General features: G+C 49.1%; 23 protein-coding genes. 10 read left to right on the top strand and 13 right to left on the bottom strand.

What is annotated here, in order from left to right; genetic code table 11:
* Window positions 1–64: 64 nt before the first annotated feature.
* From rseP to rpsB, 8 genes are all read right to left on the bottom strand, one after another.
* Window positions 65–1,417: an RIP metalloprotease RseP gene (rseP, locus tag AC1RJL_RS03655; RefSeq protein ID WP_492911390.1), complete on the bottom strand. Its 1,353-nt coding sequence runs from the start codon at window positions 1,415–1,417 to the stop codon at window positions 65–67.
* A 22-nt stretch (window positions 1,418–1,439) separates the two neighbouring features.
* Window positions 1,440–2,639, bottom strand: coding sequence for a 1-deoxy-D-xylulose-5-phosphate reductoisomerase (gene ispC / locus AC1RJL_RS03650; protein ID WP_492911389.1), 1,200 nt, complete (start codon window positions 2,637–2,639; stop codon window positions 1,440–1,442).
* Window positions 2,640–2,642: 3 nt separating this feature from the next.
* Window positions 2,643–3,497: a phosphatidate cytidylyltransferase gene (locus AC1RJL_RS03645; RefSeq protein ID WP_492911388.1), complete on the bottom strand. Its 855-nt coding sequence runs from the start codon at window positions 3,495–3,497 to the stop codon at window positions 2,643–2,645.
* Window positions 3,490–4,224 (bottom strand): polyprenyl diphosphate synthase, encoded by a 735-nt coding sequence (gene uppS, locus AC1RJL_RS03640; RefSeq protein WP_492911387.1) that lies wholly within the window; start codon window positions 4,222–4,224, stop codon window positions 3,490–3,492. The genes AC1RJL_RS03645 and uppS overlap by 8 nt, the downstream gene beginning before the upstream one ends.
* A 138-nt stretch (window positions 4,225–4,362) precedes the next feature.
* Window positions 4,363–4,920, bottom strand: coding sequence for a ribosome recycling factor (frr, locus tag AC1RJL_RS03635; protein ID WP_492911386.1), 558 nt, complete (start codon window positions 4,918–4,920; stop codon window positions 4,363–4,365).
* A complete protein-coding gene (gene pyrH, locus AC1RJL_RS03630; protein ID WP_039911917.1) occupies window positions 4,917–5,651 on the bottom strand; it encodes a UMP kinase in 735 nt (244 codons plus the stop codon). The genes frr and pyrH overlap by 4 nt, the downstream gene beginning before the upstream one ends.
* Before the next feature lie 437 nt (window positions 5,652–6,088).
* Entirely contained in the window at window positions 6,089–6,958 is an 870-nt protein-coding gene (gene tsf, locus AC1RJL_RS03625) for a translation elongation factor Ts (protein ID WP_492911385.1), read from the bottom strand.
* 126 nt (window positions 6,959–7,084) lie between these two features.
* Window positions 7,085–7,822, bottom strand: coding sequence for a 30S ribosomal protein S2 (rpsB, locus tag AC1RJL_RS03620; protein WP_492911384.1), 738 nt, complete (start codon window positions 7,820–7,822; stop codon window positions 7,085–7,087).
* A 342-nt stretch (window positions 7,823–8,164) separates the two neighbouring features.
* Here rpsB and uxuA point away from each other — a divergent pair, with 342 nt between their 5' ends.
* A complete protein-coding gene (gene uxuA, locus AC1RJL_RS03615; RefSeq protein WP_492911383.1) occupies window positions 8,165–9,355 on the top strand; it encodes a mannonate dehydratase in 1,191 nt (396 codons plus the stop codon).
* A gap of 97 nt (window positions 9,356–9,452) precedes the next feature.
* On the opposite strand, the gene AC1RJL_RS03610 is transcribed toward uxuA, so the two are convergent.
* Complete coding sequence (locus AC1RJL_RS03610) at window positions 9,453–10,373, bottom strand: ZIP family metal transporter (RefSeq protein WP_492911382.1); 921 nt, start codon at window positions 10,371–10,373, stop codon at window positions 9,453–9,455.
* Between the two features lie 14 nt (window positions 10,374–10,387).
* Window positions 10,388–10,999: a superoxide dismutase gene (locus AC1RJL_RS03605; protein WP_492911381.1), complete on the bottom strand. Its 612-nt coding sequence runs from the start codon at window positions 10,997–10,999 to the stop codon at window positions 10,388–10,390.
* Between the two features lie 327 nt (window positions 11,000–11,326).
* On the opposite strand from AC1RJL_RS03605, the gene map reads away from it, so the two are divergent.
* From map to AC1RJL_RS03570, 7 genes are all read left to right on the top strand, one after another.
* Window positions 11,327–12,097 carry a type I methionyl aminopeptidase gene (map, locus tag AC1RJL_RS03600; protein ID WP_492911380.1) on the top strand — a complete coding sequence of 257 codons (771 nt, stop codon included), beginning with the start codon at window positions 11,327–11,329 and terminating at the stop codon, window positions 12,095–12,097.
* Between the two features lie 105 nt (window positions 12,098–12,202).
* Complete coding sequence (locus AC1RJL_RS03595) at window positions 12,203–14,893, top strand: [protein-PII] uridylyltransferase (protein WP_492911379.1); 2,691 nt, start codon at window positions 12,203–12,205, stop codon at window positions 14,891–14,893.
* A 20-nt stretch (window positions 14,894–14,913) separates the two neighbouring features.
* A complete protein-coding gene (gene dapC / locus AC1RJL_RS03590; RefSeq protein ID WP_492911378.1) occupies window positions 14,914–16,113 on the top strand; it encodes a succinyldiaminopimelate transaminase in 1,200 nt (399 codons plus the stop codon).
* Complete coding sequence (gene nth, locus AC1RJL_RS03585; protein WP_492911377.1) at window positions 16,110–16,781, top strand: endonuclease III; 672 nt, start codon at window positions 16,110–16,112, stop codon at window positions 16,779–16,781. The genes dapC and nth overlap by 4 nt, the downstream gene beginning before the upstream one ends.
* Before the next feature lie 4 nt (window positions 16,782–16,785).
* Window positions 16,786–17,130, top strand: a complete 345-nt coding sequence (locus tag AC1RJL_RS03580) for an ArsC family reductase (RefSeq protein WP_492911376.1) — start codon at window positions 16,786–16,788, stop codon at window positions 17,128–17,130.
* 27 nt (window positions 17,131–17,157) lie between these two features.
* Window positions 17,158–18,189, top strand: a complete 1,032-nt coding sequence (gene dapD, locus AC1RJL_RS03575) for a 2,3,4,5-tetrahydropyridine-2,6-dicarboxylate N-succinyltransferase (protein ID WP_492911375.1) — start codon at window positions 17,158–17,160, stop codon at window positions 18,187–18,189.
* 130 nt (window positions 18,190–18,319) lie between these two features.
* Window positions 18,320–19,021, top strand: a complete 702-nt coding sequence (locus AC1RJL_RS03570) for a YebC/PmpR family DNA-binding transcriptional regulator (RefSeq protein WP_492911374.1) — start codon at window positions 18,320–18,322, stop codon at window positions 19,019–19,021.
* Window positions 19,022–19,076: 55 nt separating this feature from the next.
* Here the strand turns inward: AC1RJL_RS03570 and AC1RJL_RS03565 are convergent, their stop codons facing one another.
* From AC1RJL_RS03565 to AC1RJL_RS03555, 3 genes are read right to left on the bottom strand one after another with little or no spacing between them, the layout of a single operon-like run.
* Window positions 19,077–20,090, bottom strand: coding sequence for a DUF4340 domain-containing protein (locus tag AC1RJL_RS03565; protein ID WP_492911373.1), 1,014 nt, complete (start codon window positions 20,088–20,090; stop codon window positions 19,077–19,079).
* Between the two features lie 37 nt (window positions 20,091–20,127).
* Complete coding sequence (locus tag AC1RJL_RS03560) at window positions 20,128–23,010, bottom strand: Gldg family protein (RefSeq protein WP_492911372.1); 2,883 nt, start codon at window positions 23,008–23,010, stop codon at window positions 20,128–20,130.
* Entirely contained in the window at window positions 23,000–23,968 is a 969-nt protein-coding gene (locus AC1RJL_RS03555; RefSeq protein ID WP_492911371.1) for an ABC transporter ATP-binding protein, read from the bottom strand. The genes AC1RJL_RS03560 and AC1RJL_RS03555 overlap by 11 nt, the downstream gene beginning before the upstream one ends.
* A gap of 451 nt (window positions 23,969–24,419) precedes the next feature.
* Here AC1RJL_RS03555 and AC1RJL_RS03550 point away from each other — a divergent pair, with 451 nt between their 5' ends.
* A complete protein-coding gene (locus AC1RJL_RS03550; RefSeq protein ID WP_492911370.1) occupies window positions 24,420–24,890 on the top strand; it encodes an Hsp20 family protein in 471 nt (156 codons plus the stop codon).
* A 210-nt stretch (window positions 24,891–25,100) separates the two neighbouring features.
* Window positions 25,101–26,240: a succinyl-diaminopimelate desuccinylase gene (dapE, locus tag AC1RJL_RS03545; RefSeq protein ID WP_492911766.1), complete on the top strand. Its 1,140-nt coding sequence runs from the start codon at window positions 25,101–25,103 to the stop codon at window positions 26,238–26,240.
* The last annotated feature ends 374 nt before the right edge of the window (window positions 26,241–26,614 follow it).

Genomic DNA, 26,614 nt, shown 5'->3' with positions numbered 1-26,614 from the left:
TTCATAGAATCTGTTCTAATCATAAATGAATGTTGGTCGCAGCCCGGCACAAGAGATTGCCAGATCAAAGCCGCATTATGTCGTTATACAGCGCTAGCACGCTTAGGCTGATCACCAGAAAAAGCCCAACCTGATACCCCAGCATCTGCACTCTGTCGGACACCGGTTTCCTCTTAATTACTTCAATGAAGTAATAAAATAAGTGACCGCCATCCAGTACCGGGATAGGTAAAAGGTTGAAGACCGCCAGGAAGACACTCAACAGGGCGACAAAACCAATAAAGCTTCTCAGGCCGCTCTCGGCCGAAGAGCCCGCCACCTTAGCAATGGTTATCGGTCCACTCAAGTTTTTCGTGGAAATTTCGCCAAGAATCAATTTTTTGACTGATAAAAGAACAAATCCCGAGGTTTCCCAGGTTTTATTGATGCCGGCGACCAAGGCACCGGGGATGGAATAACTATAAGAACGGATCATTTCTTCAGGCATTTCGTATGCCTGTACAGCGATTCCGACACGCCCGAACCCTTGCCCACCCTCTTCGGCAGTATCGGGAATAAGCGTTAGCAGCAATACTTGGCCTTCGCGCTCAACATTCACTTGCAGTGGGTCGCCCGGATGTTTGCGTACGTAGTCAACCCAAGTCCGCCAATCTTCGATGACCAACTCGTCAACCTTGAGAATCTTATCGCCCGCTTTTAACCCCGCCCTTTCAGCCGCCCCACCGGCAATTATCTCGCCAGCAATCGCCGGAATCTTTGGAAGTTGCAGCGTAATACCCAAGCCTGCAATAGGATCGGGATCGGTCGCTGAACGCAGCCATTCGACTAATTGGGCATCAGATTCATACTGGAAATCGGAGTCGGGATAAGCCACTTTAAAGCGGATCGTGCCGGTTTCACCCAGGCGATTGAGTAACGCTTTGTTAACTGCCTGCCAGGTTGGTGTCAACTTCCCATCGATTGCAACTATCTCCTGCCCTTTTTCCAAACCCGCCTGGGCAGCGATTGATGCAGGAGCGACGCTATCGATTACCGGAATCAAATCCCGCTGCCCTTGCAGTAACAATATCCAAAACAATGCAATGGCCAACACAAAGTTGGCAGCAGGTCCTGCAGCTACGATGGCGATTCGCTGCCAAACATTTTTGGTGTTGAACGCTAAATGACGCTCTTCTACAGGCACTGCGCCTTCACGCTCATCAAGCATTTTGACATAGCCGCCCAAAGGCAATGCAGCAAGCGCAAACTCGGTACCCTGCTTATCGCGACGCGACCACAGCACTTTGCCAAAACCAATCGAAAAGCGCAGGACCTTTACACCGCACAAACGGGCAACATAGAAATGACCGAACTCATGGATAGATACCAGAATCAGCAGTGCCGCCAGAAAAGATAAAATCGTCTGGATTAACTCCATGGATACAACCTCAGGATAATAGTCACCAGCGTGCAATAAATTGCTGCGCCACAGTACGGGCCTCAGCATCGGCGCCTTGGACCTGCGCCAGGCTCCGGGGTTCACAAGATGGAAGGCGGGAAAGCACATGGTCGATAACCATAGCAATCTGGTCAAAGCGGATTGAACGATTCAAAAAAGCCGCCACAGCAACTTCATTAGCAGCATTTAACAATGCCGGTGCAGTACCCGAAGCTTCAGCAGCTTGTTGCGCCAGACGCAAACAGGGGAAACGATTGTAATCAGGGGCAGTAAAATCCAACCGGGCCGTGGCAATTAAATCAAGGCTGGCAACCCCGGATTCAATGCGCTCCGGCCACGCCAACGCATGGGCAATCGGGGTGCGCATATCAGGATTGCCCAACTGCGCCAATACTGAACCATCAATGTATTCGACCATTGAGTGAATCACACTCTGCGGATGAATCACCACCTGCACCTGTTGCGGATGAGTATTAAATAACCAGCAGGCTTCAATCAACTCCAGACCTTTGTTCAGCATGGTCGCCGAATCGACTGAAATCTTTTGCCCCATGCTCCAATTGGGATGGGCACAGGCTTGTTCGGGAGTCACATTGGGAAGATCGGCAATCGGTGTATTTCTGAATGGACCACCTGAAGCGGTCAGCAGGATTTTGCGTACGCCACTCGATTTCAAACCATCAGCCAGATAGTCAGTGCGATGATTAGGCAGGCATTGGAAAATGGCGTTATGCTCACTGTCGATGGGCAGCAGTACAGCGCCATGTTCAGCTACAGCGCGGGTAAACAAGCCGCCCGCCATCACCAATGCTTCTTTATTAGCGAGCAACACTTTCTTACCGGCATTGACTGCGGCAAGAGTAGGCAACAGGCCAACGGCGCCTACGATGGCAGCCATTACCATATCGACCTCATCATGGGCAGCTACTGCAGCTAGCGCTTCGGCACCTTGCAACACTTCGGTTGCACAGCCTTGTCGACGCAGCTCATGCTCCAACTCACTCGCCGCCAGCGGATCATTAAGTACGGCATAGCGCGGTTTGTGAGTCAGGCATTGGGTGGCCAGTAATTGCCAGCGACGGTCAGCACTTAACGCAAATACCTGGTATCGCCCGGGATGACGCGCAATAACATCAAGAGTACTAACACCGATAGAACCTGTCGCACCTAGAATGGTGATTTGCCGGGGAGCATTTGACATAGATTAAACACCCGCGCCCGCTGCAAATGCGCCACTGGCAAGCAGCGCCAACGCAAAGACCGGAGCACCGGCAGTAATGCCATCAACACGATCCAGAATCCCACCATGGCCAGGCAAGATACTGCCACTGTCTTTCACCCCGGCATGGCGTTTGACCATACTTTCGAGCAAGTCGCCCAACACCGAAATCAAACTGGTGGGAACAATCAGCACCAACATTAATAAAAGACTGGTGCTCAAGGTTTGGCTCAAAATGACTGCCAACAGGCAATTAGCTAGCAATCCACCGGCAAATCCTTCCCAGGTTTTGCCGGGGCTAACCGCAGGGGCCAGTTTATGTTTACCGAAACGACGACCAGCGAAATAACCCCCGCTATCGGCGAGCGCCACAATCAGCATTAACAACAGTACCAACCAGGCACCATTAATTTGCTGACGAACATATACCAACGCGACCCACGTCGGGATCAATACCAATAATCCCATTAACAGGCGCAATAACTTGTGTCCCCAGAGAACAGCACTGCCTGGATAACCCTGCACCAATAGCAACGCCACCGCCCACCAGCTGCATCCAACGATCAATAAATCGCGAATGGCTACATTATTGAGACGTGGACTCGCTTCGCCTTCAAAACCCAAATAAAGCGCAGCGCCAACAAGCAATACAAGTACGACGACTGAGTAAGAGAGCCTCTGCCACACAGCGGGTACCCCGGACAAATTCGCCCACTCCCAAGCACCGATCAACACCACCGCGCCAATGAAAAAGGAGAAATAACCTGCGGGCAAACCAAACAATGCCGCCAGAAAAATTGCGGCGAGCACCAGAGCGGTAATAACACGCTGCTTAAGCATTGAGAGCTCCCGCATCAATTTGATCACCCGTCATACCAAAACGACGTTGGCGCTCATAAAAACTGTTGGCAGCCTTTTTTAATTCGCCGCCATCAAAGTCAGGCCAAAGTTTGTCGCTGAAAAATAATTCAGCGTAAGCGCATTGCCATAATAAAAAGTTGCTGATGCGCACTTCGCCACCAGTGCGGATTAATAAATCCAGTGGCGGCAAATCAGCAAGGCACGTGTGTTCGTGCAATGAATCCTCGGTAATTGTTGCGGGGTCCAATTCACCTGCCGCAACCTGCTGCGCCATCTTTTTTGCAGCCTGGGCAATATCCCAACGCCCACCGTAATCCGCCGCAATCACTAAAGTAGTTTTACCACCGCGAGTCAATTCTTCTGCTGCCACTATGGATTTTTGGATGGAAAGGCTAAAACGTTCGCGATTGCCGATCACTCGCAGGGCGACGCCTTTTTTCTTAAGGGCTTTAGCCTCATTTTTGAGATACAACAGAAACAGCGACATCAACGCTTCCACTTCCGGTGGCGGGCGACGCCAGTTCTCACTACTAAAAGCAAATACGGTGAGCACTTCCACTCCCACTTCCTGACAGGCGGCCATCACATCGCGGATGCGCTCGACACCGACCTTATGACCGGAAACTCCCGCCATGCCACGCTGCTTGGCCCAGCGATTATTGCCATCCATAATGATCGCTACATGGCGAAGACTATTGTCAGTCACGCATACTCTCCTGGCGACAGGTTGTTATCGAATAGATCGATAGCCTGTTTTTACTTTTTGTAGTAGTGATGTTGTTGTGCGTCTATGAGTGAGATTGGATTTGATTAATACAAACCAAATCCAATCGGATGATGCGGATTAAACAGCCATCAAATCCACTTCTTTTGCGGCGAGCGCTTTATCTACTTCCGCAATATATTTATCAGTGATCTTTTGAATTTCGTCTTGTGCGCGACGGTCATCATCTTCACCGATTGCTTTATCTTTCAACAATGCCTTCACATCGCCCAATACATCGCGACGCACGTTGCGTACAGCAACACGGCCATTTTCAGCTTCAGCGCGCGCTTGCTTGATAAAGTTTTTACGTGTTTCTTCGGTCAGCATTGGCAGCGGAATACGAATCAAACCATTATTGGTTGATGGGTTTAAACCCAAATCAGATTTCATGATCGCTTTTTCAATCTCGGGCACCAGGTTGCGCTCCCAAGGACTGATAGAAAGCGTACGTGCATCCTCAATATTAATGTTCCCCACTTGGGCAAGTGGAGTCGGGGTGCCGTAATAATTCACCATAAGGCCATCTAACAAGCTGGGATGAGCGCGACCAGTGCGGATTTTATTAAAGTTAAGGCTAAGCACCTCAACTGCTTTTTTCATGCGCGCTTCAGCATCTTTTTTGATGTCATTAATCATGATTTGTCCTCTTCAATCAAAGTACCTTCGTTGCTACCCACAACGATATTCAACAGTGCGCCGGTTTTATTCATGCGGAATACACGTACCGGCATATCGTGTTCGCGGCACAAACAAATAGCCGTTAAATCCATTACACCCAATTTTTTATCCAACACTTCATCGTAAGAAAGACGATCATATTTAGTTGCAGTTGGATCTTTTTTCGGATCAGCAGAATAAACGCCATCAACTTTGGTCGCCTTTAGTACAATGTCCGCATCGACTTCGATACCGCGTAAACAGGCAGCAGAATCGGTAGTAAAGAAAGGATTACCAGTGCCGGCAGAAAAAATAACAACCTCACCGGAATTCAAAAACCGCACCGCGCGGCGGCGATCATAATGCTCAACCACACCACTCATCGGAATAGCGGACATAACACGAGATGAAATATTGGAGCGTTCTAACGCATCGCGCATCGCCAAGGCATTCATTACAGTCGCTAACATGCCCATATGGTCGCCAGTAACACGATCCAAACCTGCTGCACTCAATGCAGCACCGCGGAATAAGTTACCGCCACCAATCACCAAACCGACTTGTACACCTATGCCTACCAACTGGCCGATTTCCAAAGCCATCTTGTCGAGAACTTTGGGATCGATACCAAAACCCTCGGTACCCATCAGCTCCTCACCACTGAGTTTCAATAAAATACGCTTGTACTTTTTATCTCTTGGGCTGGACATAAATGCTCTCCAAAACAATGAGTTAGCCGCGAATACCCGCCCATACTGAGGGGTCGAAAAAATCGGTGCAGTGTAACAGAAAAAAGGCTGCCAGGTGGTGGCACCAACTCTCTTTTTCATACGCCTCTGCACTCAACTAATTTCCCCCCCAACAGAATCAACGGATTGATCAACCGGCGTCCCGGCCACCCGGAATTGATTTCTTGCCGGACTGGATAATACTTAGGCGACAGCTATAACAAAGCCTGCCCGTCGATATGAATGATGAGAACTTTAACCCTGCCCTGCTCGCTAACAATCCTGCCAACGGGAATCGATGTATTTTGCCGAAGACCAACTTTAACCATAACACCATAAAAACATGAAAAACGGGCAACAAAAAAACCCGCACAAGCTACCTTGTGCGGGTTTTTACAGACCCAATTAGCGAGGGCTAATTAAGCTTTTGATGCAGCAACTTGTGCAGCAACTTCAGCAGCGAAGTCCACCACTGCAACTTCGATACCTTCGCCCACTTCCAGACGTACAAAGCTCTTCACTGTAGCGCCGCCAGCTTTGGCGAATTGTGCAACCGTTTGCTCCGGATTCTTAACGAAGGCTTGATCAACCAGGCTAGCCTCTTTAAGGAACTTGCTGATACGACCACCAATCATCTTTTCAACAATCTCAGCTGGCTTGCCAGCCATGTCTGGTTGAGCGCGGATGATTTCTTTTTCTTTCTCTACCAGGTCAGCCGGCATTTGGTCAGAGCTAACCACTTGTGGGTTAACCGCTGCAACGTGCATAGCAACGTCTTTAGCAACTTCTTCGCTGCCGCCTTCCAATTGAACCAATACCGCGATGCGATTATTCAAATGCAGGTAACCGCCAACCACACCACCTTCAACCAGGCTAATGCGACGAACACTGATTTTCTCGCCGATTTTTTGTACCAATGCTTCACGCGCAGCTTCCAACTCGCCAGCCATAACCGCAGCTACGTCGGCTTGTTTGGTGGTGAACGCTTTATCCAATACAGTATTTACGAAAGCCAGGAAGCCGGCATCGCGTGCAACGAAATCGGTCTCGGAGTTAACTTCTACGATCACACCGTAGCTGTTGTCCGGAGCAACTTTAACAGCAACAACGCCGTCAGCTGCAGTGCGACCTTCTTTTTTAGCGGCTTTCAAGCCAGACACTTTACGCAGGTTTTCGATCGCCAGATCAACATCGCCATTGGCTTCGCCCAACGCTTTTTTACATTCCATCATGCCCAGACCAGTGCGGTCGCGCAGTTCTTTTACCAATGCAGGAGTAACAGCTGTCATGGTTGTTTCCTCTATAAAATGTTCGAATTCAATTTTGAAAAAAGGGGGCCAAGCCCCCTCTTCCGACAACTCAGTGCCTGCGCGCAGGCTACTGGAGTTTTATGGTCGTTTGATTACTACCCGAAATTACTCAGCAGCACCTTCGGCAGCTACGTATTCATCTTTGTTTGGAACTGAAGATGCTGATTTAGCACCATCCAAACACGCATCAGCGATAGCCGATACATACAACTTGATCGCGCGGATGGCGTCGTCGTTGCCCGGGATTACATAGTCAACGCCTTCCGGATTGCTGTTGGTATCAACGATACCGATAACAGGGATACCAAGTTTGTTAGCTTCCTGAATTGCAATACGCTCGTGATCGACATCGATTACAAACATTGCGTCAGGCAGACCGGCGATGTTTTTGATACCACCGATTGAACGCTCCAGCTTTTCCATATCGCGGGTGCGCATCAACGCTTCTTTCTTGGTCAATTTAGCAAAAGTACCGTCCTGGCTTTGTGCAGTCAGTTCTGACAAGCGACGAATAGAAGCGCGGATGGTTTTGTAGTTAGTGAGCATACCGCCCAACCAACGATGGCTTACGAACGGCTGGCCAGCGCGTTCAGCTTGTTCTTTGATGGTCTTTTGCGCAGCGCGCTTGGTACCAACAAACAGAATCTTTTTCTTTTGAGAAGCCATTTGCTGCACCAAAGCCAAAGCTTCGTTGAATGCAGGAACGGTGTGCTCAAGGTTGATAATATGAATCTTGTTACGTGCACCGAAGATGTATTTACCCATCTTTGGGTTCCAGTAACGGGTTTGGTGACCGAAGTGGACACCGGCAGACAACATGTCGCGCATGCTTACTTGTGGCATTTTAGTATTCCTACTGGGTTAGGCCTCCATACACCCCGCTAACCAACCATCATGTTCGCCAAAGCGAGCATTGGGCACCCAGGTTTTGCGTGTCGGTATATGTGTGACGTTAGTAAATTAAGTTAAAAACTGTATTTCCCTCATGGGTGAGCAGAACTCATCCCAAAAAGAGGCGCGCTTTATACCACAAAAATCCAGGCGGATAAACCTAAAAAGCAGTTTCCCTACGGTTTTGGCAGTGTAAGGAACTGCTTAGGCGCTAGGCTGCGTTCAATGCAACTTGTACACTAGTCACATCCAACCCCCATCATTAATTTCAGAAAATTTCCAGAGAGTGATGCAATGAAAGAAACCTGGCGCTGGTTTGGCCCTAAAGACACCGTCAGCCTGCAAAACATCGCGCAAGCAGGGGCGACCGGCATTGTGACATCCTTACACCATATTCCGACCGGTGCCGTCTGGCCTATGGTCGACATTATCGAGCGCAAGCGATTGATCGAGGCCAGTGGCCTTGAGTGGGCCGTTATTGAAAGCATCCCGCTGCACAATGACATCAAAACCCGTACCGGCAATTTCCAGCAATATATCGACAACTATAAAGAGTCGATCCGCAACGTCGGCGCCGCCGGTGTTTACGACGTTTGCTACAACTTTATGCCGGTGGTCGACTGGACCCGTACCAACCTTAATTACACCTTGCCTAACAATGCCCGCGCGCTGCGTTTTGAGATGAGTGACTTTGCCGCTTACGATGCCTATATCCTCCAACGCCTTGGCGCGGAGCAATCCTATCGCCCTGACGTACTCGCCAAAGCCAAAGCGCGCCTGGATGCAATGACTGACGAAGAAAAAATCCTGCTTGAGAAAAATATCATCGCCGGTTTACCCGGCGGCGAAGGTTCCTATGACCGCGACGGCATACGTGCCGCTATCGACCTGTTTATCCAAATGGGTGACGAAGGCATGCGCGCCAATCTGTTTGCCTTCCTGCGCGAGATCATTCCCGTTGCCGAGGAAGCCGGTGTACGTATGTGCATCCACCCCGATGACCCGCCGTTCTCCCTGTTCGGTTTGCCGCGTGTAGTGTCTACCGCAGATGACGCGCGCGCATTGCTCGAAGCTGTGCCTAGCCCGGCAAATGGCCTGACCCTGTGCGCCGGCTCCTACGGTGCGCGTTGCGATAACGACCTGGTCGCTATGGCACGTGAATTCGGTGAGCGTATTTATTTTGTCCACTTGCGCAATATCAAACGTGAAGACGACGGTTCCTTCTATGAATCTGACCATCTTGATGGCGACAATGATATGGTCGGTTTGATTGATGCACTATTAGATGAGGAAGAGCGTCGGACAAAAGCGGGAGTCAATCTTCCCGCGATCGCCATGCGCCCGGATCATGGCCATTTAATGGGCGACGAAATTGGCAAGGCAGGCATCAATCCCGGCTACTCATATGCTGGCCGGATGAAAGGGTTGGCAGAGCTACGCGGTGTGATACATGCGCTATCAACCTTGCGTAGCCGAGCGGTGTAATCGTCCCAAGTAGCCACATATAATAAAAAGCAGCTTCATATTAAGAAAGGGGCCAGACAGGCCCCTTTTTGTTTCTATCGATTGCCGCATAGATGAATCATCGAAATGCGTTGTCCAGCATCATCATCAAAATAAAGCCAATAGTTAAACCGCTGGTAGCATGGATCTCGTGCCCTTTGCGGTGCGATTCCGGAATAATTTCGTGGCTAACGACAAACAGCATAGCACCCGCCGCAAACCCCAAACCCCAAGGTAACAACAGCACCGAGTGGCTTACAATACCTGCACCGAGTGCCGCGCCTACCGGCTCAATCAAGCCAGTTGCCGCACCAATCAGGATGGATTTAGTGCGCGAATAGCCCGCTGCAACCAGTGCAATCGCAACCACTAAACCCTCGGGAATATCCTGGATGGAAATGCCTGTCATCAACGCATCCCCTACCTCTGTACCACTGGCATATGCCACACCAATTGCCAGTCCTTCAGGCAAATTGTGCAGAGTGATAGCGAATACAAAAAGCCAGGTACGACGAATGATGGAGGCAGGCCCCTCCACTCCTTTGATGAAATGCTCGTGCGGCAGGCGACTATCGATCAACAACATTAATCCACTGCCGAGAAATAAACTGATACCAATGGCGCCAGCTGCCTGCCAGCCATTCATACCAATCCCTCTGGCGGCATCCAAACCGGGAATTATCAATGAGAAGGCGCAGGCAGCTAGCATAACGCCTGCGCCAAATCCCAGAAGACCATCCTGGATTTTGCCGGACAGGTTGCGAAACAACAGAATGAGTAATGCACCTAATGCCGTGCATCCTGCGGCGATAAAGCCTCCATGCAGAGCCTCGGGTACATTGGGCATCAGCTCCAGCTCGCCCCAGCAGGTATAGACCAACACCGCCAAACCCAGCAGATTGATAACTAACCCCAAGATGCGGCGAAACAAGGATGCGCGAATCCAGTTGAGGAACGCCGCCGTCAAACCCGTGTTTTCACCAGAGGTCGCATTGCTCATTCGTTTATTGCTCCTTATGCCAGCGCGCTCCGGTAGCGACGCTCAACTTCAGGCCAATTAATAACATTGTAGAACGCCGCAATATATTCAGGACGACGGTTTTGGTAGAGCAGGTAATAGGCATGCTCCCACACATCCAAACCAAGGATCGGTGTATTACCGCTCATTAGTGGGCTGTCCTGGTTGCCACTGCTTTCAACAACCAATTTTTTCTCCGGAGTAACCGACAACCACGCCCAACCACTGCCAAAACGGGTTAATGCAGCGGCAGTAAATGCCTGCTTAAACGCATCCAACCCACCCAGATCCGCATTAATCGCCGCAGCTAATGCACCGCCTGGCTCACCACCACCATCAGGAACCATCACTTTCCAAAACAAACTGTGGTTGGCATGACCGCCGCCATGGTTGCGCACCGCATCGCGCAATTTTTCGGGAAGCGACTGAATGTCGTTGAGCAACTGCTCCAGGGTACGGCTTTCGTATTCCGTCTCTTTAATTGCTGCATTCAAGTTGTTGATGTATGCCTGATGATGCTTGCTATGGTGAATTTCCATCGTCCTGGTATCGATATGGGGCTCAAGGGCATCGTATGCGTAATCAAGCGGGGGAAGTATGTAAGTCATAATCGTTAGAGTCCTTGTTTCGGGTTAAAAAGCCTGGCTGCAGGAGTGGATGGCATGCATCCAAGCATTGAGGAGCGAATGATCTTCCGGAAATGTCAGCTGGCACGCATGCCCTCCCCTCTTACATCAAAATTCGTCTTTGATAAAGTTAGTGCCACACACAATCAAATGCAAGTAATTATTATTTACATATAAGATAAATTGTCCATTGCGCATTTGTGCTAATTTTGGCGTGCAGCAACAATTGCGTTTGATTTTGGTCAAAAAGGAGCTGAATCGTTTAGAATGCTGCAACTTTACAATCACCCGCCGAGATTGCCTGAATTCATGTCAGTTACTATCAAAACTCCGGAAGAAATCGAAAAAATGCGCGTCGCTGGCCGTATGGCTGCCGAGGTACTGGAAATGATTGGCCCTTATGTCCAGCCAGGTGTTACTACGGCCGAGTTGGATAAACTCTGCCATGACCATATTGTGCATGTGCAAAAAGCCATTCCTGCCTGCCTTGGCTATCGCGGATTTCCGAAATCCATCTGTACGTCAGTTAATCAGGTGGTTTGCCACGGGATTCCCTCCGAGAAAAAAGTCCTTAAAGCGGGCGATATCATTAATATCGATGTCACTGTGATTTATGAGGGCTACCACGGCGATACCAGCGCTATGTATTTTGTCGGCACCCCGGCACCCCACGCCGAGCGTTTGGTTAACGTCACCCAGGAATGTATGTACAAAGCGATCCAACTGGTTAAACCCGGTTGCCGTTTAGGTGATATCGGCCATGTGATCCAACAACACGCCGAAGGCAGTTATTACTCAGTGGTACGCGAATACTGCGGCCATGGCATCGGCAAAATCTTCCATGAAGATCCACAAATTCTGCATTACGGACGCCCCGGCACCGGCATGGAATTAAAAGAAGGTATGACCTTTACTATCGAACCGATGATCAATGCAGGCAAGCCACACACCAAATTAAAAAATGACGGCTGGACGGTGGAAACAAAAGACGGCCGCCTTTCTGCGCAATGGGAACACACTATGGTGGTTACCAAAGATGGCGTAGAAGTTCTCACTGCGCGTAGCGGCGAAGTTTTTTAAGCGATGAGCCTCCCCGATTTTTTAAAGCGGGTTTTCAATAAACCCGCCCCGACCGCTGAGACGCCAATTACGCAGCCTCAATCGCCTCAGGAACCCAGCAAACCCATGTCGATAACAGCGGTGCCCTACTTTGAACGGCCATTGTTTTTCTTTGACCAAAGCCGTTTTCGTCGCGCGCTGGCCGAAAAGCCGATTATCACTGTTTTCAAAGACGCTATTAACGCTGCAGGTACGCAAGCGAATCGCCGCTTTATTGAAGGTGAAGATATTCGTGCATTGGTTTACGAACGCGCACTGTTTATCGATTGCGTATTGCACTATGCCTGGTACCAATTTGAGTGGCCGGAAAGCATCAGCCTCGAAGCCGTGGGCGGTTATGGACGCGGCGAATTACACCCCGGTTCTGATATCGATTTATTAATCCTGCATCGTCCGGACATCTTTGAAAGCTGCAAAGACAATATCGAAAAATTCCTCACCCTGCTGTGGGATATCGGCCTTGAAATCGGCAGCAGTGTACGCACCGTCAAACAGACAATTGAAATCGCACGCACCGACATCACCGTCGCCACCAATATTATGGAGTCGCGTACTTTGGTGGGCGATCAATCGCTACGCTACGAATTATTGCAAGCATCCACGCCCGATAAAATTTGGCCGATAGAAGAGTTCTTCCGCGCGAAATACCAGGAACAACTGGATCGCCACAAAAAATACAACGATACCGAATACAACCTCGAACCCAATATCAAAAATGCACCCGGCGGCTTGCGCGATATCCAGACGATTAACTGGGTAACCAAACGCTACTTTGGCGTGCGTACCCTAAGACAGTTGGAAGGCAAGGGATTTTTTACCGACGAAGAATTTTCACTGCTTAACTCGGGCGAAGAATATTTGTGGCGCGTACGCTATGCGCTGCACATGGTCGCCAAGCGCCCGGAAGAGCGTTTGCTATTTGATTACCAGCGCGAAATTGCAAAAATATTTGGTTACACCGATAACCATGAAGGACTGGCTGTCGAACAGTTCATGCATAAGTACTATCGCACTGTGCTGGCGCTGCGCGAACTTAATGATGTCGTACTGCAATTTTTGTCTGAAGCCATTTTGAAGAAAGGCAAAACCAAAAGTGTTGTATCGATTAACGAACGCTTTCAACTACGCGATGATTTTATCGAGGCAACACACACCTACGTCTTTGAAGAAAATCCTTCCGCGCTGTTGGAAATGTTTGTGCTGATGGCGCAAAACCCGCAAATCGCAGGCGTGCGTGCATCCACAATTCGCTGGATTCGTGAAAGCCGTCATCTAATCGATGACAATTTCCGCTCCAATCCAAAAAATACCCAAATGTTTATCAAACTCCTGCAGCACCCTGCCGGTTTGGTTGAACAATTAAAGCGCATGTCGCGCTACGGCATTCTCGGCCTGTATTTACCTGAGTTCGGTTTGGTTACCGGACAGATGCAACACGATCTATTCCATATCTACACAGTGGATGCGCACACGTTAAAAGTGGTGCAGAACATGTGTAACTTCCTGTTGCCATCAGCAAAAGAAGATTTTCCGGTCGCGGCGACCATCATGACACGCCTGCCGAAACTGGAACTGCTTTATATCGCCGGTTTGTATCATGATATCGGCAAAGGCCGCGGCGGCGACCACTCCACACTGGGCGCAGTGGATGCCGAAGAATTTTGTATTCGCCACGGCATATCACCGCGCGAAACACGCTTGATTTGCTGGCTGGTTGAAAAGCATCTGCTAATGTCGCAAGTATCGCAAAAGCAGGATATTTCCGATCCGGAAGTTATCCATAAGTTTGCGCTCGCCATGGGTGATCAATTGCATCTGGATTATTTGTATTGCCTGACAGTTGCGGATATTAACGGCACCAATAAAGAACTATGGAACACCTGGCGTGCCAGCTTGTTGCGCAACTTATATCTGGACACACGCCGCGCATTGCGCCGCGGTTTGGAAAATAACGTTGATAAACAAGATCTGATCGACGAGACCCAACAAGCGGCCATTCGTAAACTTGCGCGCAAAGGTTTGAGCAAAGAGCAAGCACTCGCGCTCTGGGGCGATATGGGCGACGATTATTTCCTGCGTGAAAACTTTGCCGATATTGCCTGGCACACAGAAGCAATTGCTGCACGTACCGATGACAAACCGCTGGTATTGATCAAAAAAACCAGCAGCAAAGAATTGGCTGGTGCGACCCAGATTTTCGTCTACAGCAAGAACCAAAAAAATGTATTTGTCGCAGCCGCCACCGCGTTGAGCAACTGTAACCTCAGCATTCAGGATGCAAAGATTTACAGCTCCAAAGCCGGTTACACCATCGATACCTTTTTTGTGCTTAACGAAAACGGCGAACCGCTGGGCAATAACCCGACTTTACTCAAACAAATCCAGCAAGCGCTAATCGATGAACTCAGTTTGGTGAACGATAACTATCGTGAAGTCATTGGCCGTCGTACTCCGCGCCGCTTGAAATATTTTGCATCACCGACGCGTACGTCACTCAACACCGATATCATTCGCAATTGCAGCGTGCTGGAAGTTATCAGCCCTGACCGCCCTGGCCTGCTCGCCTGTATCGGTCGCATCTTTATGGATTTTGATATCCAACTATTGAATGCGCGCATCGCCACCCTCGGTGAGCGTGTAGAAGATATATTTTTTATCGCCGACAGTGAAGGCAAGCCTTTGAGCGATCCGGAGATCTGCGAAAAATTACAGCAGCAAATTCGCGAACAACTGGATAAACGCGTCGATAAACTTTAATTTAGCCTGACTATACGATTATGAATCCGGATTTAAACCAGCTTCATCCCTACCCTTTTGAGAAACTTGCCGCGCTCAAGGCGGCAGTAACTTCACCGGCACAACTTAGCGATATTATGTTGTCTATCGGTGAACCTAAACATGAGCCGCCGGCCTTTGTATTGGATACACTGGTTAAAAATCTGGGCAAACTTTCCCATTATCCAACCACGAAAGGTTTGCCGGAATTACGTGAGGCAATTGCCACTTGGGCAACCAAACGTTTTCAATTAAATGCTGGAACCTTCACTGCCGATAAACATGTATTGCCGGTAAATGGTACTCGCGAAGCGCTGTTTGCATTTGCTCAAGCGATTGTTGATCGCAATAAAGCAAATCCGCTGATTGTATCGCCCAACCCTTTCTATCAAATCTATGAAGGTGCGGCAATTTTATCGGGAGCGGAACCCTATTTTTTAAATTGCACACCGGAAAATAATTTTATTCCCGATTTTATAGCAGTGCCTGCATCGGTGTGGGAACGCTGCCAGTTATTATTTATTTGCTCACCCGGCAATCCAACCGGTGCGGTCATGAGCAGTGCGCAGTTAAAACAATTGATCGCCCTTGCAGATCAGTATGATTTTGTTATTGCGTCTGATGAATGCTACTCCGAACTCTATTTTGACGAACAAAATCCACCGGTCGGATTACTGCAAGCATGCGCTGAATCAGGACGCGATGATTTTTCCCGCTGTGTGGTATTCCATAGCCTTTCCAAACGGTCCAACCTGCCAGGTTTACGTTCGGGTTTTGTCGGTGGCGATGCAAAAATACTGGAAAAATTTTTACTCTATCGCACCTATCATGGTTGCGCTATGCCGGTACCCAACCAATTGGCAAGTGTTGCCGCATGGCAAGATGAAATTCATGTAATAGACAACCGTGAAGCCTATCGTCAAAAATTTGATGCAGTATTGAAAATATTGGATGAAGTATTAGTAGTAGAAAAACCGGATGCAAGTTTTTATCTTTGGCCTAAAACGCCGATCAAAGGTGAAGACTTTGCCCAACAACTATTTGCCCAACAAAAAGTAACAGTGTTACCCGGTAGTTATTTAGCACGCGAAGCAGATGGAATCAATCCCGGTGAAAATTACGTGCGTCTTGCATTAGTGGCGCCACTGGCTGAATGTATTCAGGCAGCTGAACGAATCAAGGCATTTGTACAATCATTATGAGTAGCGACAAAAATTTAACCAAAGCAGAGCGGGTTGAGTTTATTTTGCACAAGCTGCAAACCCTCTATCCCAACCCGCCAATTCCGTTGCTGCACAAAGATGCCTATACATTACTAGTCGCCGTTTTACTCTCGGCACAATGTACAGATGAACGGGTAAACACGGTAACACCGGCACTTTTTGCATTGGCAGATAATCCTTACGACATGGCTAAATTGCCGGTCGAAAAAATCCAGGAAATTATTCGCCCTTGCGGTTTATCGCCGCAAAAATCCAAAGCGATTTCTGTTTTATCGCAAATGCTTATTGATGAACATCAAGGCCAGGTTCCCGCCGATTGGGAGGCGCTGGAGCGCTTACCCGGTGTTGGCCACAAAACAGCGAGTGTGGTGATGAGCCAGGCATTTGGCTATCCGGCGTTTGCGGTGGACACCCACATCCATCGCCTCGCGCAACGCTGGGGATTAACCAATGGCAAAAATGTGGTGCAAACCGAGAAGGATTTAAAACGATTGTTCCCGCAAGACACCTGGAACGCGTTGCATTTGCAAATTATTTATTACGGCCGCGAATTTTGTTCGGCAAGAGGTTGCGATGGCACCGCCTGTGAAATTTGCCGAACCTGTTATCCGACACGCAAAAAACCTAAAATTGTTTTGAAGCCTTAAATTTATGACTACGTTATACGGTATTAAAAACTGCGACACTGTTAAAAAAGCGCGCACCTGGTTAGAACAACATAAGATTGACTATCGCTTCCACGATTTTCGTGCAGATGGCCTGACCGCTGCGCAAGTAAGCAGTTGGATTGCTGAAATCGGATTGGAGTCGCTGATTAACAAACGCAGTACAACCTGGAAAGAATTGGACGAAGCCACCAAAACCACGTTTTCAGAGGCGACTGCACCGGCAATTGTTAGCGCAAATCCAACGCTGATCAAACGCCCACTGCTTGATACCGGTAAGCAAAAACACGTCGGTTTTAAAGACGCAGAATACGCAACATTTTTTAATTAATTATTGAAACTATTGTCAGGAAAAATTATGACCCAACTCTACGCACTCGGTTTAGGCATTGGCACCCAGAATTCAAAAGGTGAATGGCTGGAAGTGTTTTATGCACTGCCGCAGCTTAATCCATCAGAAGCCAGCGCAAGTGTTATTGCAAAGATTGTTGGCTACACCGAAGGCAATCAGGCAATTGTGTTAACCAACAGTCAAGCAAGTGAAATCGCACAAGCACTTTCCGTCGCGGGCGACACAACTCAAGCTGACATTGCCAAAGCACTCGTCAATAGCAAACGTCCGTTGGTTGCTACTTTGCTCGCAACAGATACCAAGCCAGCTTCAGTTCCTGAAGGTTACTTGAAATTACATTTGCTTTCACACCGTTTGGTTAAACCGCACAACACTGTACTCGCTGGCATTTTCGGCGTATTGCCGAATGTTGCCTGGACGAACCAAGGTGCAATCGATGTTAACGAACTGCCCGCACGTCAACTGCAAGCGCGCTTGAATGGCGAAGAGTTGGAAGTATCTTGTGTAGATAAATTTCCAAAAATGACCAATTATGTTGTGCCCAAAGGCGTGCGTGTTGCGCACACTGCGCGGGTACGTTTGGGTGCGTATTTGGGTGAAGGCACTACCATCATGCATGAAGGTTTTGTTAACTTTAATGCAGGCACCGAAGGTCCGGCGATGATCGAAGGCCGTATCTCTGCTGGCGTATTCGTCGGTGCCGGCTCTGACTTGGGCGGCGGCAGCTCCACTATGGGCACCCTCTCCGGCGGCGGTAATATCGTGATCTCGGTTGGCAAAGAATCTTTAATCGGAGCTAACGCCGGTATTGGTATTCCATTGGGCGACCGCTGCAAAGTAGAATCGGGCCTTTACATCACTGCGGGTACAAAAGTAGTGGTATTAGATGATGCAGGCAGCGAAGTGAAAACCCTGAAAGCCCGCGAACTTGCCGGCGTTTCTGACCTGGTATTCCGCCGCAACTCCATCACCGGCCGTGTAGAAGTAGTTACCAATAAAAGTGCATTACAATTAAACGCCGCACTGCATGTAAATTAATGGTAGGGGCGCTGCTTGCCGCGCCCTGCTTTCAGAGCATCAATTTTCGATAAATCAGGGCGGGCGCAGCAAGCAGCGCCCCTACACACATAAAGGGCGCAATATGTAGCGCCCCAATGAGGCGATAATTATGGGCGCACAATGGAAAGCAAAACACAAAGAAGAAGCCGCCAGCGCAAAAGGTAAAATTTTTACCAAACTCACCAAAGAAATTATGATCGCTGCACGCAGCGGCGCCGACCCGGATATGAATCCGCGCCTGCGTCTGGCAATCGTTCAAGCAAAAAAAGCATCCATGACGCGCGAAACGTTAGAGCGCGCCATTAAAAAAGGTTCCGGCCAACTCGACGGTGCCGCCAGCTACGAAAAAGTAACCTACGAAGGTTATGCCCCGCATCAAGTTCCGGTGATCGTTGAATGCCTCACCGACAACGTCAACCGCACCATCTCCAATATCCGCGGTTTATTCCGCAAAGGCCAGCTTGGTACTTCAGGTTCCGTTTCTTGGGATTTTGATCACCTGGGCATTATTGAAGCCACTGCTGCCAGCGCCGATGCCGATGTGGAAATGGCCGCGATTGAAGCGGGCGCGCAGGATTTTGAACTGGATGACGATGGCACCGCCACCTTTTACACTGACCCAACCGATTTGGATCTCGTGCAAAAAGCCCTGCCCGACCAAGGCTTTACCGTAGTCTCCGCAAAGATCGGCTACAAACCCAAAAATCCTGTGGCACTAAGCGCCGAAGCATTGGAAGAAGTGGAGGCCTTTCTCGCCGCCATTGATAACGACGATGATGTGCATGAAGTTTATGTGGGATTGGCGGGGTAAATCCCCGGATTTAACGAATAGGGCGCAGCCAGAACTGCGCCCTTTTTTGACCACTTTAATGGTTACCGGCTTGATCGATCGAAGGCATAGCGGATACAGAATCCGCTGTAGTTGATGTCTCCTCCGCCTGCGCTGCCATCAAACTTTCTTTGTTAATAGTTGCGATGCGCTCAAACTCATACTGGCTAAGCCTGAAGTAAATTTCCTTATCATTGCGTTTAACAAAATAATTGTTGTCCGCTTTGATAAAGTCATACTCAAATTCACCGGCAGATGACTTAACAACTGCTTTTGTTATCTCGCCGCCTTGTGGAGTTTGTGTTGATACTTCCTGCACCTGCAAGCTGTTTAATGCATTGCTCAATCCAACCGCCTTGGCACGGTCAACTTTTTCTGCAACATCACCGGCAAAGCTCCAACTGTCACCGGTTTTTTGCAATTCATAATCAGCGCCCTTAATCCATTGTGGTTCCCTGGCGGCAAGTAAATCTTTCTGCAACCAGTCGTTGGCAGCAGTTGCAAATTCAAAAGAACTCAACTCAACCGCATAGACCTGGTCTTCGCCTTCGCGGCGCAGATGTATTTTCTTGAAGCCGGGAACCGAGCCCAACCAGATATCCGCTTTTTTATTTTCCCCCTGGAATAATTCAATACGGCGCTGGAATTTATTCGCAGTCACTTCAAAACGTTCGTGGCTCGCGGTGGTAGTGGTGACCGGCCAGGTCAGTGTGGTGCTGTCCAATTTTTGCAGGATATCGTCCAGCTTTTGTTGCTCCGCGGGCAATTGGTGCAGATCCGGCAACTGCCATTCGCTACCGGATTTTTTCAAGGTTAGGCTATTGTTTGCATCGCGAATAACCAAGCGATCAAGCGCTGTTGTTTTGATACCGAGCAACGGCTGGGCCTCCACCTGCGGCTGTGCGTTTTGCCGATAGGCAAAGATTGCGATGATCAACAATACCTGGATTGCCAACAGCAGCGTTAACCGCCGCTGCCATAGTGTGAAGGGCGACGCAGGCTCCGCTGCCTGCGTCCTGGTTACATCAATAGTTACTGATTGGTTCATCATGATTACCTCTAGTCAGGGCAAATTATTCCGCTCGCTATCAATTGGCCAGCCACTGTTGGTATTGCTGTTCGCGTGCACGTTTAATGCGGTGCTGCACAAAACCGACAATCAGCAGCGCCAATAATGCCAGCGCGTAATTTAAATACTCCCAGAAAGCCTGGGTGCCTTGCTCCAGCGTCGGCAAGGTGCGGTTGAAATTGCTGCGCGCGCGGATACTCATCAAGCCTTCATCTTCCAACGCCCAATCGAGAGTATTCGCCATGAGTTGCAGGCTATTGAGATATTGGCCACCACTCGCCATACCGGCCATAGAAACAACCGGATCGGTCAGGAAGTCATTGGAACTGAATACAATAATGCGCGCGGAATCCGGTGAATGCTGGATAACACTGCCGATATGTTTCGCGCCGTCCTGCGTATCGTTTTCGTTTTGCCCATCAGTATTGGCAGGTTCATCTTTTTGCAACAGCGGAGATTCTTTTCCCGCAAAGAATGAATCAAAACGCCCTTGGGCAATCACACCTAACAATTGCGATTTTTGTTCGCTCGTAGGCAGATAGCGCGTCACGCCTTCATCGGTAACCTGCGGCACTATATTCATATCGCCGCTCACCCAGGATTTATCCGAACTGCGCAACAACTCTGTTATTTTACGCGCTTTTTGTTTTTCACTATCCAACACAATCGGCGATGCCCAGGCCATAGTGGTTTGCGGCAAACTGTTGGTAATCGCGTTGCCGGCATTTAACCCGGCGCCACGCACATCAATAAAATAGGGATAATCCAGCATACGCATTTCCTGCACACTAAAACCGCCGATATTGCGCATAACAGGCAGCGGGAAAGGTACATTTTGTTTATCCATCACCAACGTTTCTTCAATGCTGATACCCTGGTGTGTCAACCACGCACGTAAACCGCTCTCCTGCTTTTGCACACTCAGGTTGCGCTGGCTTAATGATGCCGCGTAAGGTGAAGTTACCGCGATAACCGTACCACCTTGCATCAGGAACTGGTCAACGGCAAACAGTTGTTTCTCGTCGAGGTTTTTGGGCGCCGCCAAAAAGAGCACATCGGCTTCACCGGTGACTGAGCCATCGCGCAGGTCTTCGCGCACAATATTTAATTCAGCGCCGAGGAATTGTTCCAACTGGTTAAACTGCGCACCGCTGTACTGGGTATAGTGATCCATCGCCGGTTCCGGTGCGACAAATGCCACCGTTTTGGTAAAGCCGCTGGCAAAACGTTTTACCGCTGAGGCAAGGTTGCGCTCAAAGCTGGTCGCCGTCATATCATCCAGCGGGATCTGCACCAACTGGTCGCCCTGTGCGAGCGTCATATAAAAATAGAAGCGCTCATTGCTCAACAGACTGGTTGCCATGGGTTTAAAACCATAATCCTGTGCAATCTGTTCACCGAGTTTTCCGCCGTCTGCCGCCGGATCCAAAAAGTTAACGCTTAAACGATCAGCAGATTTTTCTTGCTGTTTTTTGATTTCGCTTTCCACCGCACGTTTAAAATCCTGCAGCGGTTGCGGCAATACTGAATCAGCAGAGACATACGCGTTAAACACCAGATTGCCGTTGACCGTATCAAATAAATTGCCGCCCGCTTGATAGCTGTGCAGTACTTTTTTGATGGCGCGGGTCAGGTCATGTTCGGGGTTGCGCAGCTTTACATCCAGATCGGCTTCACCACCGGTTTTGACTTCGATTAAATCACGGAAACCCAGTACCTGATATTCATCGCCGTATTGCACCAGTACATTGAAATAAGAATTCACGACTGATGCTTGATAGCGATCCGATATTTGAAAGGGCACAGGTTGTATCGCATATTTCTGATTAGCTTCCTGTTCCAGTTCCGGATTGGTCAGTGGGTCAATGAATTCCACGCGCACCCGGCCCCGGCTTTCAATTTCATATTCTTTTATCAGGTCGCGGATTTGCGGCACCAGCGGCGACAATAACGGATGGGTTTTGTTGCTGAAATAACCGCGAATCAACAAGGGTTCTTGCAGTTGCTGCAAATAGTGCCGGGTCGCCGGGGAAATCGAATATTGCTTACCCTGGGTGGCATCCATGCGCAGGCTGTTGATTTGCCCGAGCCACAGGTTTGCACCCAACGCATTGACCAGCAGCAACCCCGTGAGCATACGCCAGCCCTGGTGATACTGTTTATTGCCTGTTGCCGCCCAGCGCTCGCGCTCCAAGGCAAAGGTATTTAACGCGAGGAATACCAATACCAGGCTGATGTAGTAATAAAGGTCGCGTATATCAATCACACCGCGGGTAATCGCTTCAAAGCGCGAGCCGGTACCCAACAAGCGCAACCATTCACCCGCGCCGGCACCGAAAAAATCGGTGATGGTTTTACTGCCGAGCAGATAAAAAACACCGCAGAGTGCAACAGCACTGATCAAGCTGACAATCTGGTTATCGCTGCGCGAAGACACAAACAGGCCGATACTCAAATAAGCGGCGCCGAGCAACAAGGTGGCGATATAGCCGGCAAACACCGGCCCCCAATCGAGATCCCCCAGGATCGCTACTGTTATCGGCAACGGCAAGGTAATCAGCAAGGCCACCAGCAGCAGTGCCAGACAACCGAGGAATTTTCCAACCACAAAATGCCACAGCGGCACCGGTTGCGTCAGTACATGCTCAAGGGTTCCACTGCGGCGCTCTTCGCTCCACATGCGCATGGTCAGGGTGCTGGCAAGGAAAATCAGCAGCAGCGGCATCCACTCAAACAGCGGGCGCACATCGGCGATATTGCGTGCAAAAAAAGCTTCGCCCCAAAAAAAAGTAAATAAAGTAACAGCTACAAAAGCTGCCAAAAATAAATAGGCAATAGGCGATGAAAAAAATAAGGAAATTTCTTTATTGGCGATACGCGCAATAGTTTGCTTAGGCTGCATGGTCGAATGCCTCTTTCTTATTGTCAGCTGGGAGCTTGCTGTTCACTTCGCGGAACAGACTTTCAAGATCGCGGGTTTCCGTTTGCAGTTGATAGAGTTCAGCACCGCTGCCGACCAGCACTTTTGCGATAGCGGCACTGATCGATTTCACATCGCCCGCTTCACCTATATGCACACGTACCCGTGTTTCACCTTCACGGCTATCGAGCAGGTCGATGGCCTTTACCCCGGTGATAGTACTGAGCGTTTTTTGCAGCACATCTGATACAAGACCGGCAGTCACCAACAGTGAGCGACTGACTCTCAACTCCGCCAGTTTTTCATCGAGCACCAACCGCCCCGCGCGCATCATCAAGACGCGGTCGCAGAGCGCATCGACCTCTTGCATAATGTGGGTGGATAAAATAACCGTAGCGTCTTTGGCAATCGCGCGGATCAGTTCGCGCATTTGCAGGGTCTGTTGCGGATCGAGGCCATTAGTGGGTTCATCCAGAATTAACAAACGCGGCTTACCCAGCAAAGCTTGCGCAACCCCGACACGCTGTTTGTAGCCGCGCGATAAGGTTGCAATAGGCGCAAGTAATTTTGCGGCTATGTCGGTAGCATTGACCACACGTTTTACTTCCTGCTGTTTTTCAAGGCCGCGCAGACCTTTGAGTTCAGCGGCATAATCCAGATATTCCGCCACCGACATTTCCGGATAGACCGGCAGGCTTTCCGGTAGATAGCCAATTTTTTGTTGCAGCGTTTTTAAATGATCGGCGAGCAGTTTTCCCTCGAAAACAATCTGGCCTGCACTGGGTTCCAGATAACCGCTGAGCATTTTCATCACCGTAGTTTTTCCCGCACCGTTATGGCCGAGCAAGCCTACAATTTCACCTTTGGCAATGGAAAAATCCACCGCATCGGCCGCGACAAAATCGCCATAGACTCGCTTGAGTTTTAACACTGTCAGCATAAAAGCCTCCCTAGAATGGACGAAAGAAAAAGAACAACAAAAACGAAGATGCAGCAACTCCCTTCAAGCGAGGAAGCAGCAGAAATACATTAGGGGAAATACGGAATTAATTCGGAGGTGGACGCCAATAAAAGGCACGCCGGGAACGCAGCTGAGTGATCGCGTTATACATTGTTTTTTCCTCAGTAACGGGACAATTCCCAGAAAACAATCGTAGTGGACGAAGACGCGGAATTAGATAGGGTTGCCCTGAAAAAGTTCAAGCATAATGTCGATAAAAATTTAATAAAAAAATTTATAAATCCAAATACCGGAATAAATATTTATTATTAAATGAAAACTTGAATCTCCTCACATAGTCCCTAGTTAAAAAGGGTGATTGGTGTCTCCGCGAGAGCCGTCACCTATTAATTGTTTTTGTTTCCTATCGCTTCTTACCGGAGGATATTTTATGAACACAATTGATCTCTCTCCCCTCTATCGCAGCACCATAGGTTTTGACCGTTTAGGTGCATTGCTGGATACCGCTCTGCGCGCTGACCAAAGTGCGGCAGGTTATCCGCCATACAATATCGAAGTGACCGGTGAAAACCGTTACGGTATTACCTTGGCGGTGGCCGGCTTTGAGCAAAATGAATTGGATATCCAAACCGAGCGCGGTGTGTTGACTGTGCGCGGCAAAAAAGCCGACGACAGCAAAGAAGAGCACAAGTATCTCCATCAGGGCATAGCCACACGCAGTTTTGAGCGCAAGTTCAGCCTGGCCGACCATGTCGAAGTGACCGGTGCCCAACTCAACAATGGTTTGCTGAGCATCAGTCTGGTGAAAGAAATTCCTGAAGCGATGAAGCCAAGAAGCATTGCCATCAACAACACAGGAAATTTGATCCAACACAATAGTGATGAAAGCAAAGCCGCCTAAGTGCTGCGGGGTCAAGCAATTTGCTCCCGCTGACATGCAGTGCTGTTTTAACCAGGCACTGTATAGGTATCAGGACTGATAATGCACCTCCCCCGCCACCCGTCCAGCACAGTGGGTGGCGGGGGCTTTTTTTATTACCCGCAGACACCGAATGAGGTGCAAAATCGCGTAAAATCGCCAGCGAATTTATCCCAATCCCCGGACGATACAATGACTACTGCGTTAACCCCTACCCTGCAACTCGCCACCGATTTAATCCGCTGCCGTTCAGTCACTCCTGAAGATGACGGTTGTCAGGCAATGATGATCAAACGTCTTGATGCCATTGGCTTTAAAACCGAGCGTCTGCGTTTCGGTGAGGTAGATAACTTCTGGGCCATCCGCGGCGACAGCGGTCCCATCCTCGCGTTTGCAGGCCACACCGATGTAGTGCCCACCGGTCCTGAAGCTAACTGGAATAACCCGCCATTTGAGCCAACCATTATCGATGGCATATTGCATGGCCGCGGTGCGGCCGATATGAAAGGTTCGCTTGCCTGCATGGTCATCGCCTGCGAAAACTTTATTGCCCGACATCCCAATCACAAAGGACGCATTGCATTCCTGATCACTAGCGATGAAGAAGGCCCCTCAATCAACGGCACTGTTAAAGTGGTGGAATGGTTGGAGGCCAGCAATACCAAAATGACCTGGTGCATTGTGGGCGAACCATCCAGCACCAAAGTAGTAGGCGATGTGATTAAAAATGGCCGTCGCGGTTCGCTTGGAGCCATTTTGAAAGTAAAAGGTATTCAGGGGCACGTGGCTTATCCGCATTTGGCCGACAACCCCATCCACAAACTTGCACCCGCACTGGCTGAACTCGCAGCGGAGCATTGGGATAACGGCAATGAATTTTTCCCGGCGACCAGTTTTCAGGTCTCCAATATTAATGGTGGAACCGGTGCAACCAATGTGATTCCCGGTGAAGTGGAAGTAATATTCAATTTCCGTTTTTCCACTGAACTCACCGAAGCCATTTTGCGTGAGCGCACCGAGGCGATTTTAAATAAACATACGCTCAAATATGACTTGCAATGGATTTTAAGCGGACAGCCATTTTTAACCCCGCGCGGTGACTTGGTAAATGCGGTTGTGGATGCAATTAAAGCGGAAACCGGACTTGATACAGAATTGTCTACTTCTGGTGGCACTTCTGACGGCCGATTTATTGCACCTACAGGTACACAGGTCGTTGAACTCGGCCCTATCAACGCCACCATTCACAAAGTGAACGAATGCATTAGCGCCGATGATTTGGAAAAGTTAACTAAAATTTATGAGCGGACGCTGGAAAAGTTATTAGTTTAATAATCAAGGTGGGCAATGCCCGCCTTTCAAAAGACACTTCACAATTAAAATCTGGTAGATTCGTTTTTTCACTGCTATTTCACCTTTTCATTATCCTTCACATTTTTCTACTCTTTTACGCCGCTGTAAAAAAACATTCGATCATAACGTTCACATCCAGGATAAATTTTATCTGATTTCTTTGTCGCTTAAATTACTTTAAATAAATTAATGATCTGCAATTAGAAGCGTCAATTAGCTGGCGCTTAATTGCTCAATAATAATTAAAGTCGTTGAAAATCATAAGAAATTTATTCTTGTCATAGTTTTTGCTGATGCTTGCCTGACTGCCGCACAGTGCCGTCTTTTTGAACATTTTTGCGCGCGCAGTATCA

The organism is Cellvibrio sp. GW822-FHT04B05, from assembly GCF_058800985.1.
This window is presented reverse-complemented; position numbering and strand designations above follow the sequence as displayed.

Excerpts from the sequence above, each read along its gene's own strand:
- rseP (WP_492911390.1), bottom strand. The coding sequence starts at position 1,417 with ATGGAGTTAATCCAGACGATTTTATCTTTTCTGGCGGCACTGCTGATT.
- ispC (WP_492911389.1), bottom strand. The coding sequence starts at position 2,639 with ATGTCAAATGCTCCCCGGCAAATCACCATTCTAGGTGCGACAGGTTCT.
- AC1RJL_RS03645 (WP_492911388.1), bottom strand. The coding sequence starts at position 3,497 with ATGCTTAAGCAGCGTGTTATTACCGCTCTGGTGCTCGCCGCAATTTTT.
- frr (WP_492911386.1), bottom strand. The coding sequence starts at position 4,920 with ATGATTAATGACATCAAAAAAGATGCTGAAGCGCGCATGAAAAAAGCA.
- pyrH (WP_039911917.1), bottom strand. The coding sequence starts at position 5,651 with ATGTCCAGCCCAAGAGATAAAAAGTACAAGCGTATTTTATTGAAACTC.
- tsf (WP_492911385.1), bottom strand. The coding sequence starts at position 6,958 with ATGACAGCTGTTACTCCTGCATTGGTAAAAGAACTGCGCGACCGCACT.
- rpsB (WP_492911384.1), bottom strand. The coding sequence starts at position 7,822 with ATGCCACAAGTAAGCATGCGCGACATGTTGTCTGCCGGTGTCCACTTC.
- uxuA (WP_492911383.1), top strand. The coding sequence starts at position 8,165 with ATGAAAGAAACCTGGCGCTGGTTTGGCCCTAAAGACACCGTCAGCCTG.
- AC1RJL_RS03610 (WP_492911382.1), bottom strand. The coding sequence starts at position 10,373 with ATGAGCAATGCGACCTCTGGTGAAAACACGGGTTTGACGGCGGCGTTC.
- AC1RJL_RS03605 (WP_492911381.1), bottom strand. The coding sequence starts at position 10,999 with ATGACTTACATACTTCCCCCGCTTGATTACGCATACGATGCCCTTGAG.
- map (WP_492911380.1), top strand. The coding sequence starts at position 11,327 with ATGTCAGTTACTATCAAAACTCCGGAAGAAATCGAAAAAATGCGCGTC.
- AC1RJL_RS03595 (WP_492911379.1), top strand. The coding sequence starts at position 12,203 with ATGTCGATAACAGCGGTGCCCTACTTTGAACGGCCATTGTTTTTCTTT.
- dapC (WP_492911378.1), top strand. The coding sequence starts at position 14,914 with ATGAATCCGGATTTAAACCAGCTTCATCCCTACCCTTTTGAGAAACTT.
- nth (WP_492911377.1), top strand. The coding sequence starts at position 16,110 with ATGAGTAGCGACAAAAATTTAACCAAAGCAGAGCGGGTTGAGTTTATT.
- AC1RJL_RS03580 (WP_492911376.1), top strand. The coding sequence starts at position 16,786 with ATGACTACGTTATACGGTATTAAAAACTGCGACACTGTTAAAAAAGCG.
- dapD (WP_492911375.1), top strand. The coding sequence starts at position 17,158 with ATGACCCAACTCTACGCACTCGGTTTAGGCATTGGCACCCAGAATTCA.
- AC1RJL_RS03570 (WP_492911374.1), top strand. The coding sequence starts at position 18,320 with ATGGGCGCACAATGGAAAGCAAAACACAAAGAAGAAGCCGCCAGCGCA.
- AC1RJL_RS03565 (WP_492911373.1), bottom strand. The coding sequence starts at position 20,090 with ATGATGAACCAATCAGTAACTATTGATGTAACCAGGACGCAGGCAGCG.
- AC1RJL_RS03560 (WP_492911372.1), bottom strand. The coding sequence starts at position 23,010 with ATGCAGCCTAAGCAAACTATTGCGCGTATCGCCAATAAAGAAATTTCC.
- AC1RJL_RS03555 (WP_492911371.1), bottom strand. The coding sequence starts at position 23,968 with ATGCTGACAGTGTTAAAACTCAAGCGAGTCTATGGCGATTTTGTCGCG.
- AC1RJL_RS03550 (WP_492911370.1), top strand. The coding sequence starts at position 24,420 with ATGAACACAATTGATCTCTCTCCCCTCTATCGCAGCACCATAGGTTTT.
- dapE (WP_492911766.1), top strand. The coding sequence starts at position 25,101 with ATGACTACTGCGTTAACCCCTACCCTGCAACTCGCCACCGATTTAATC.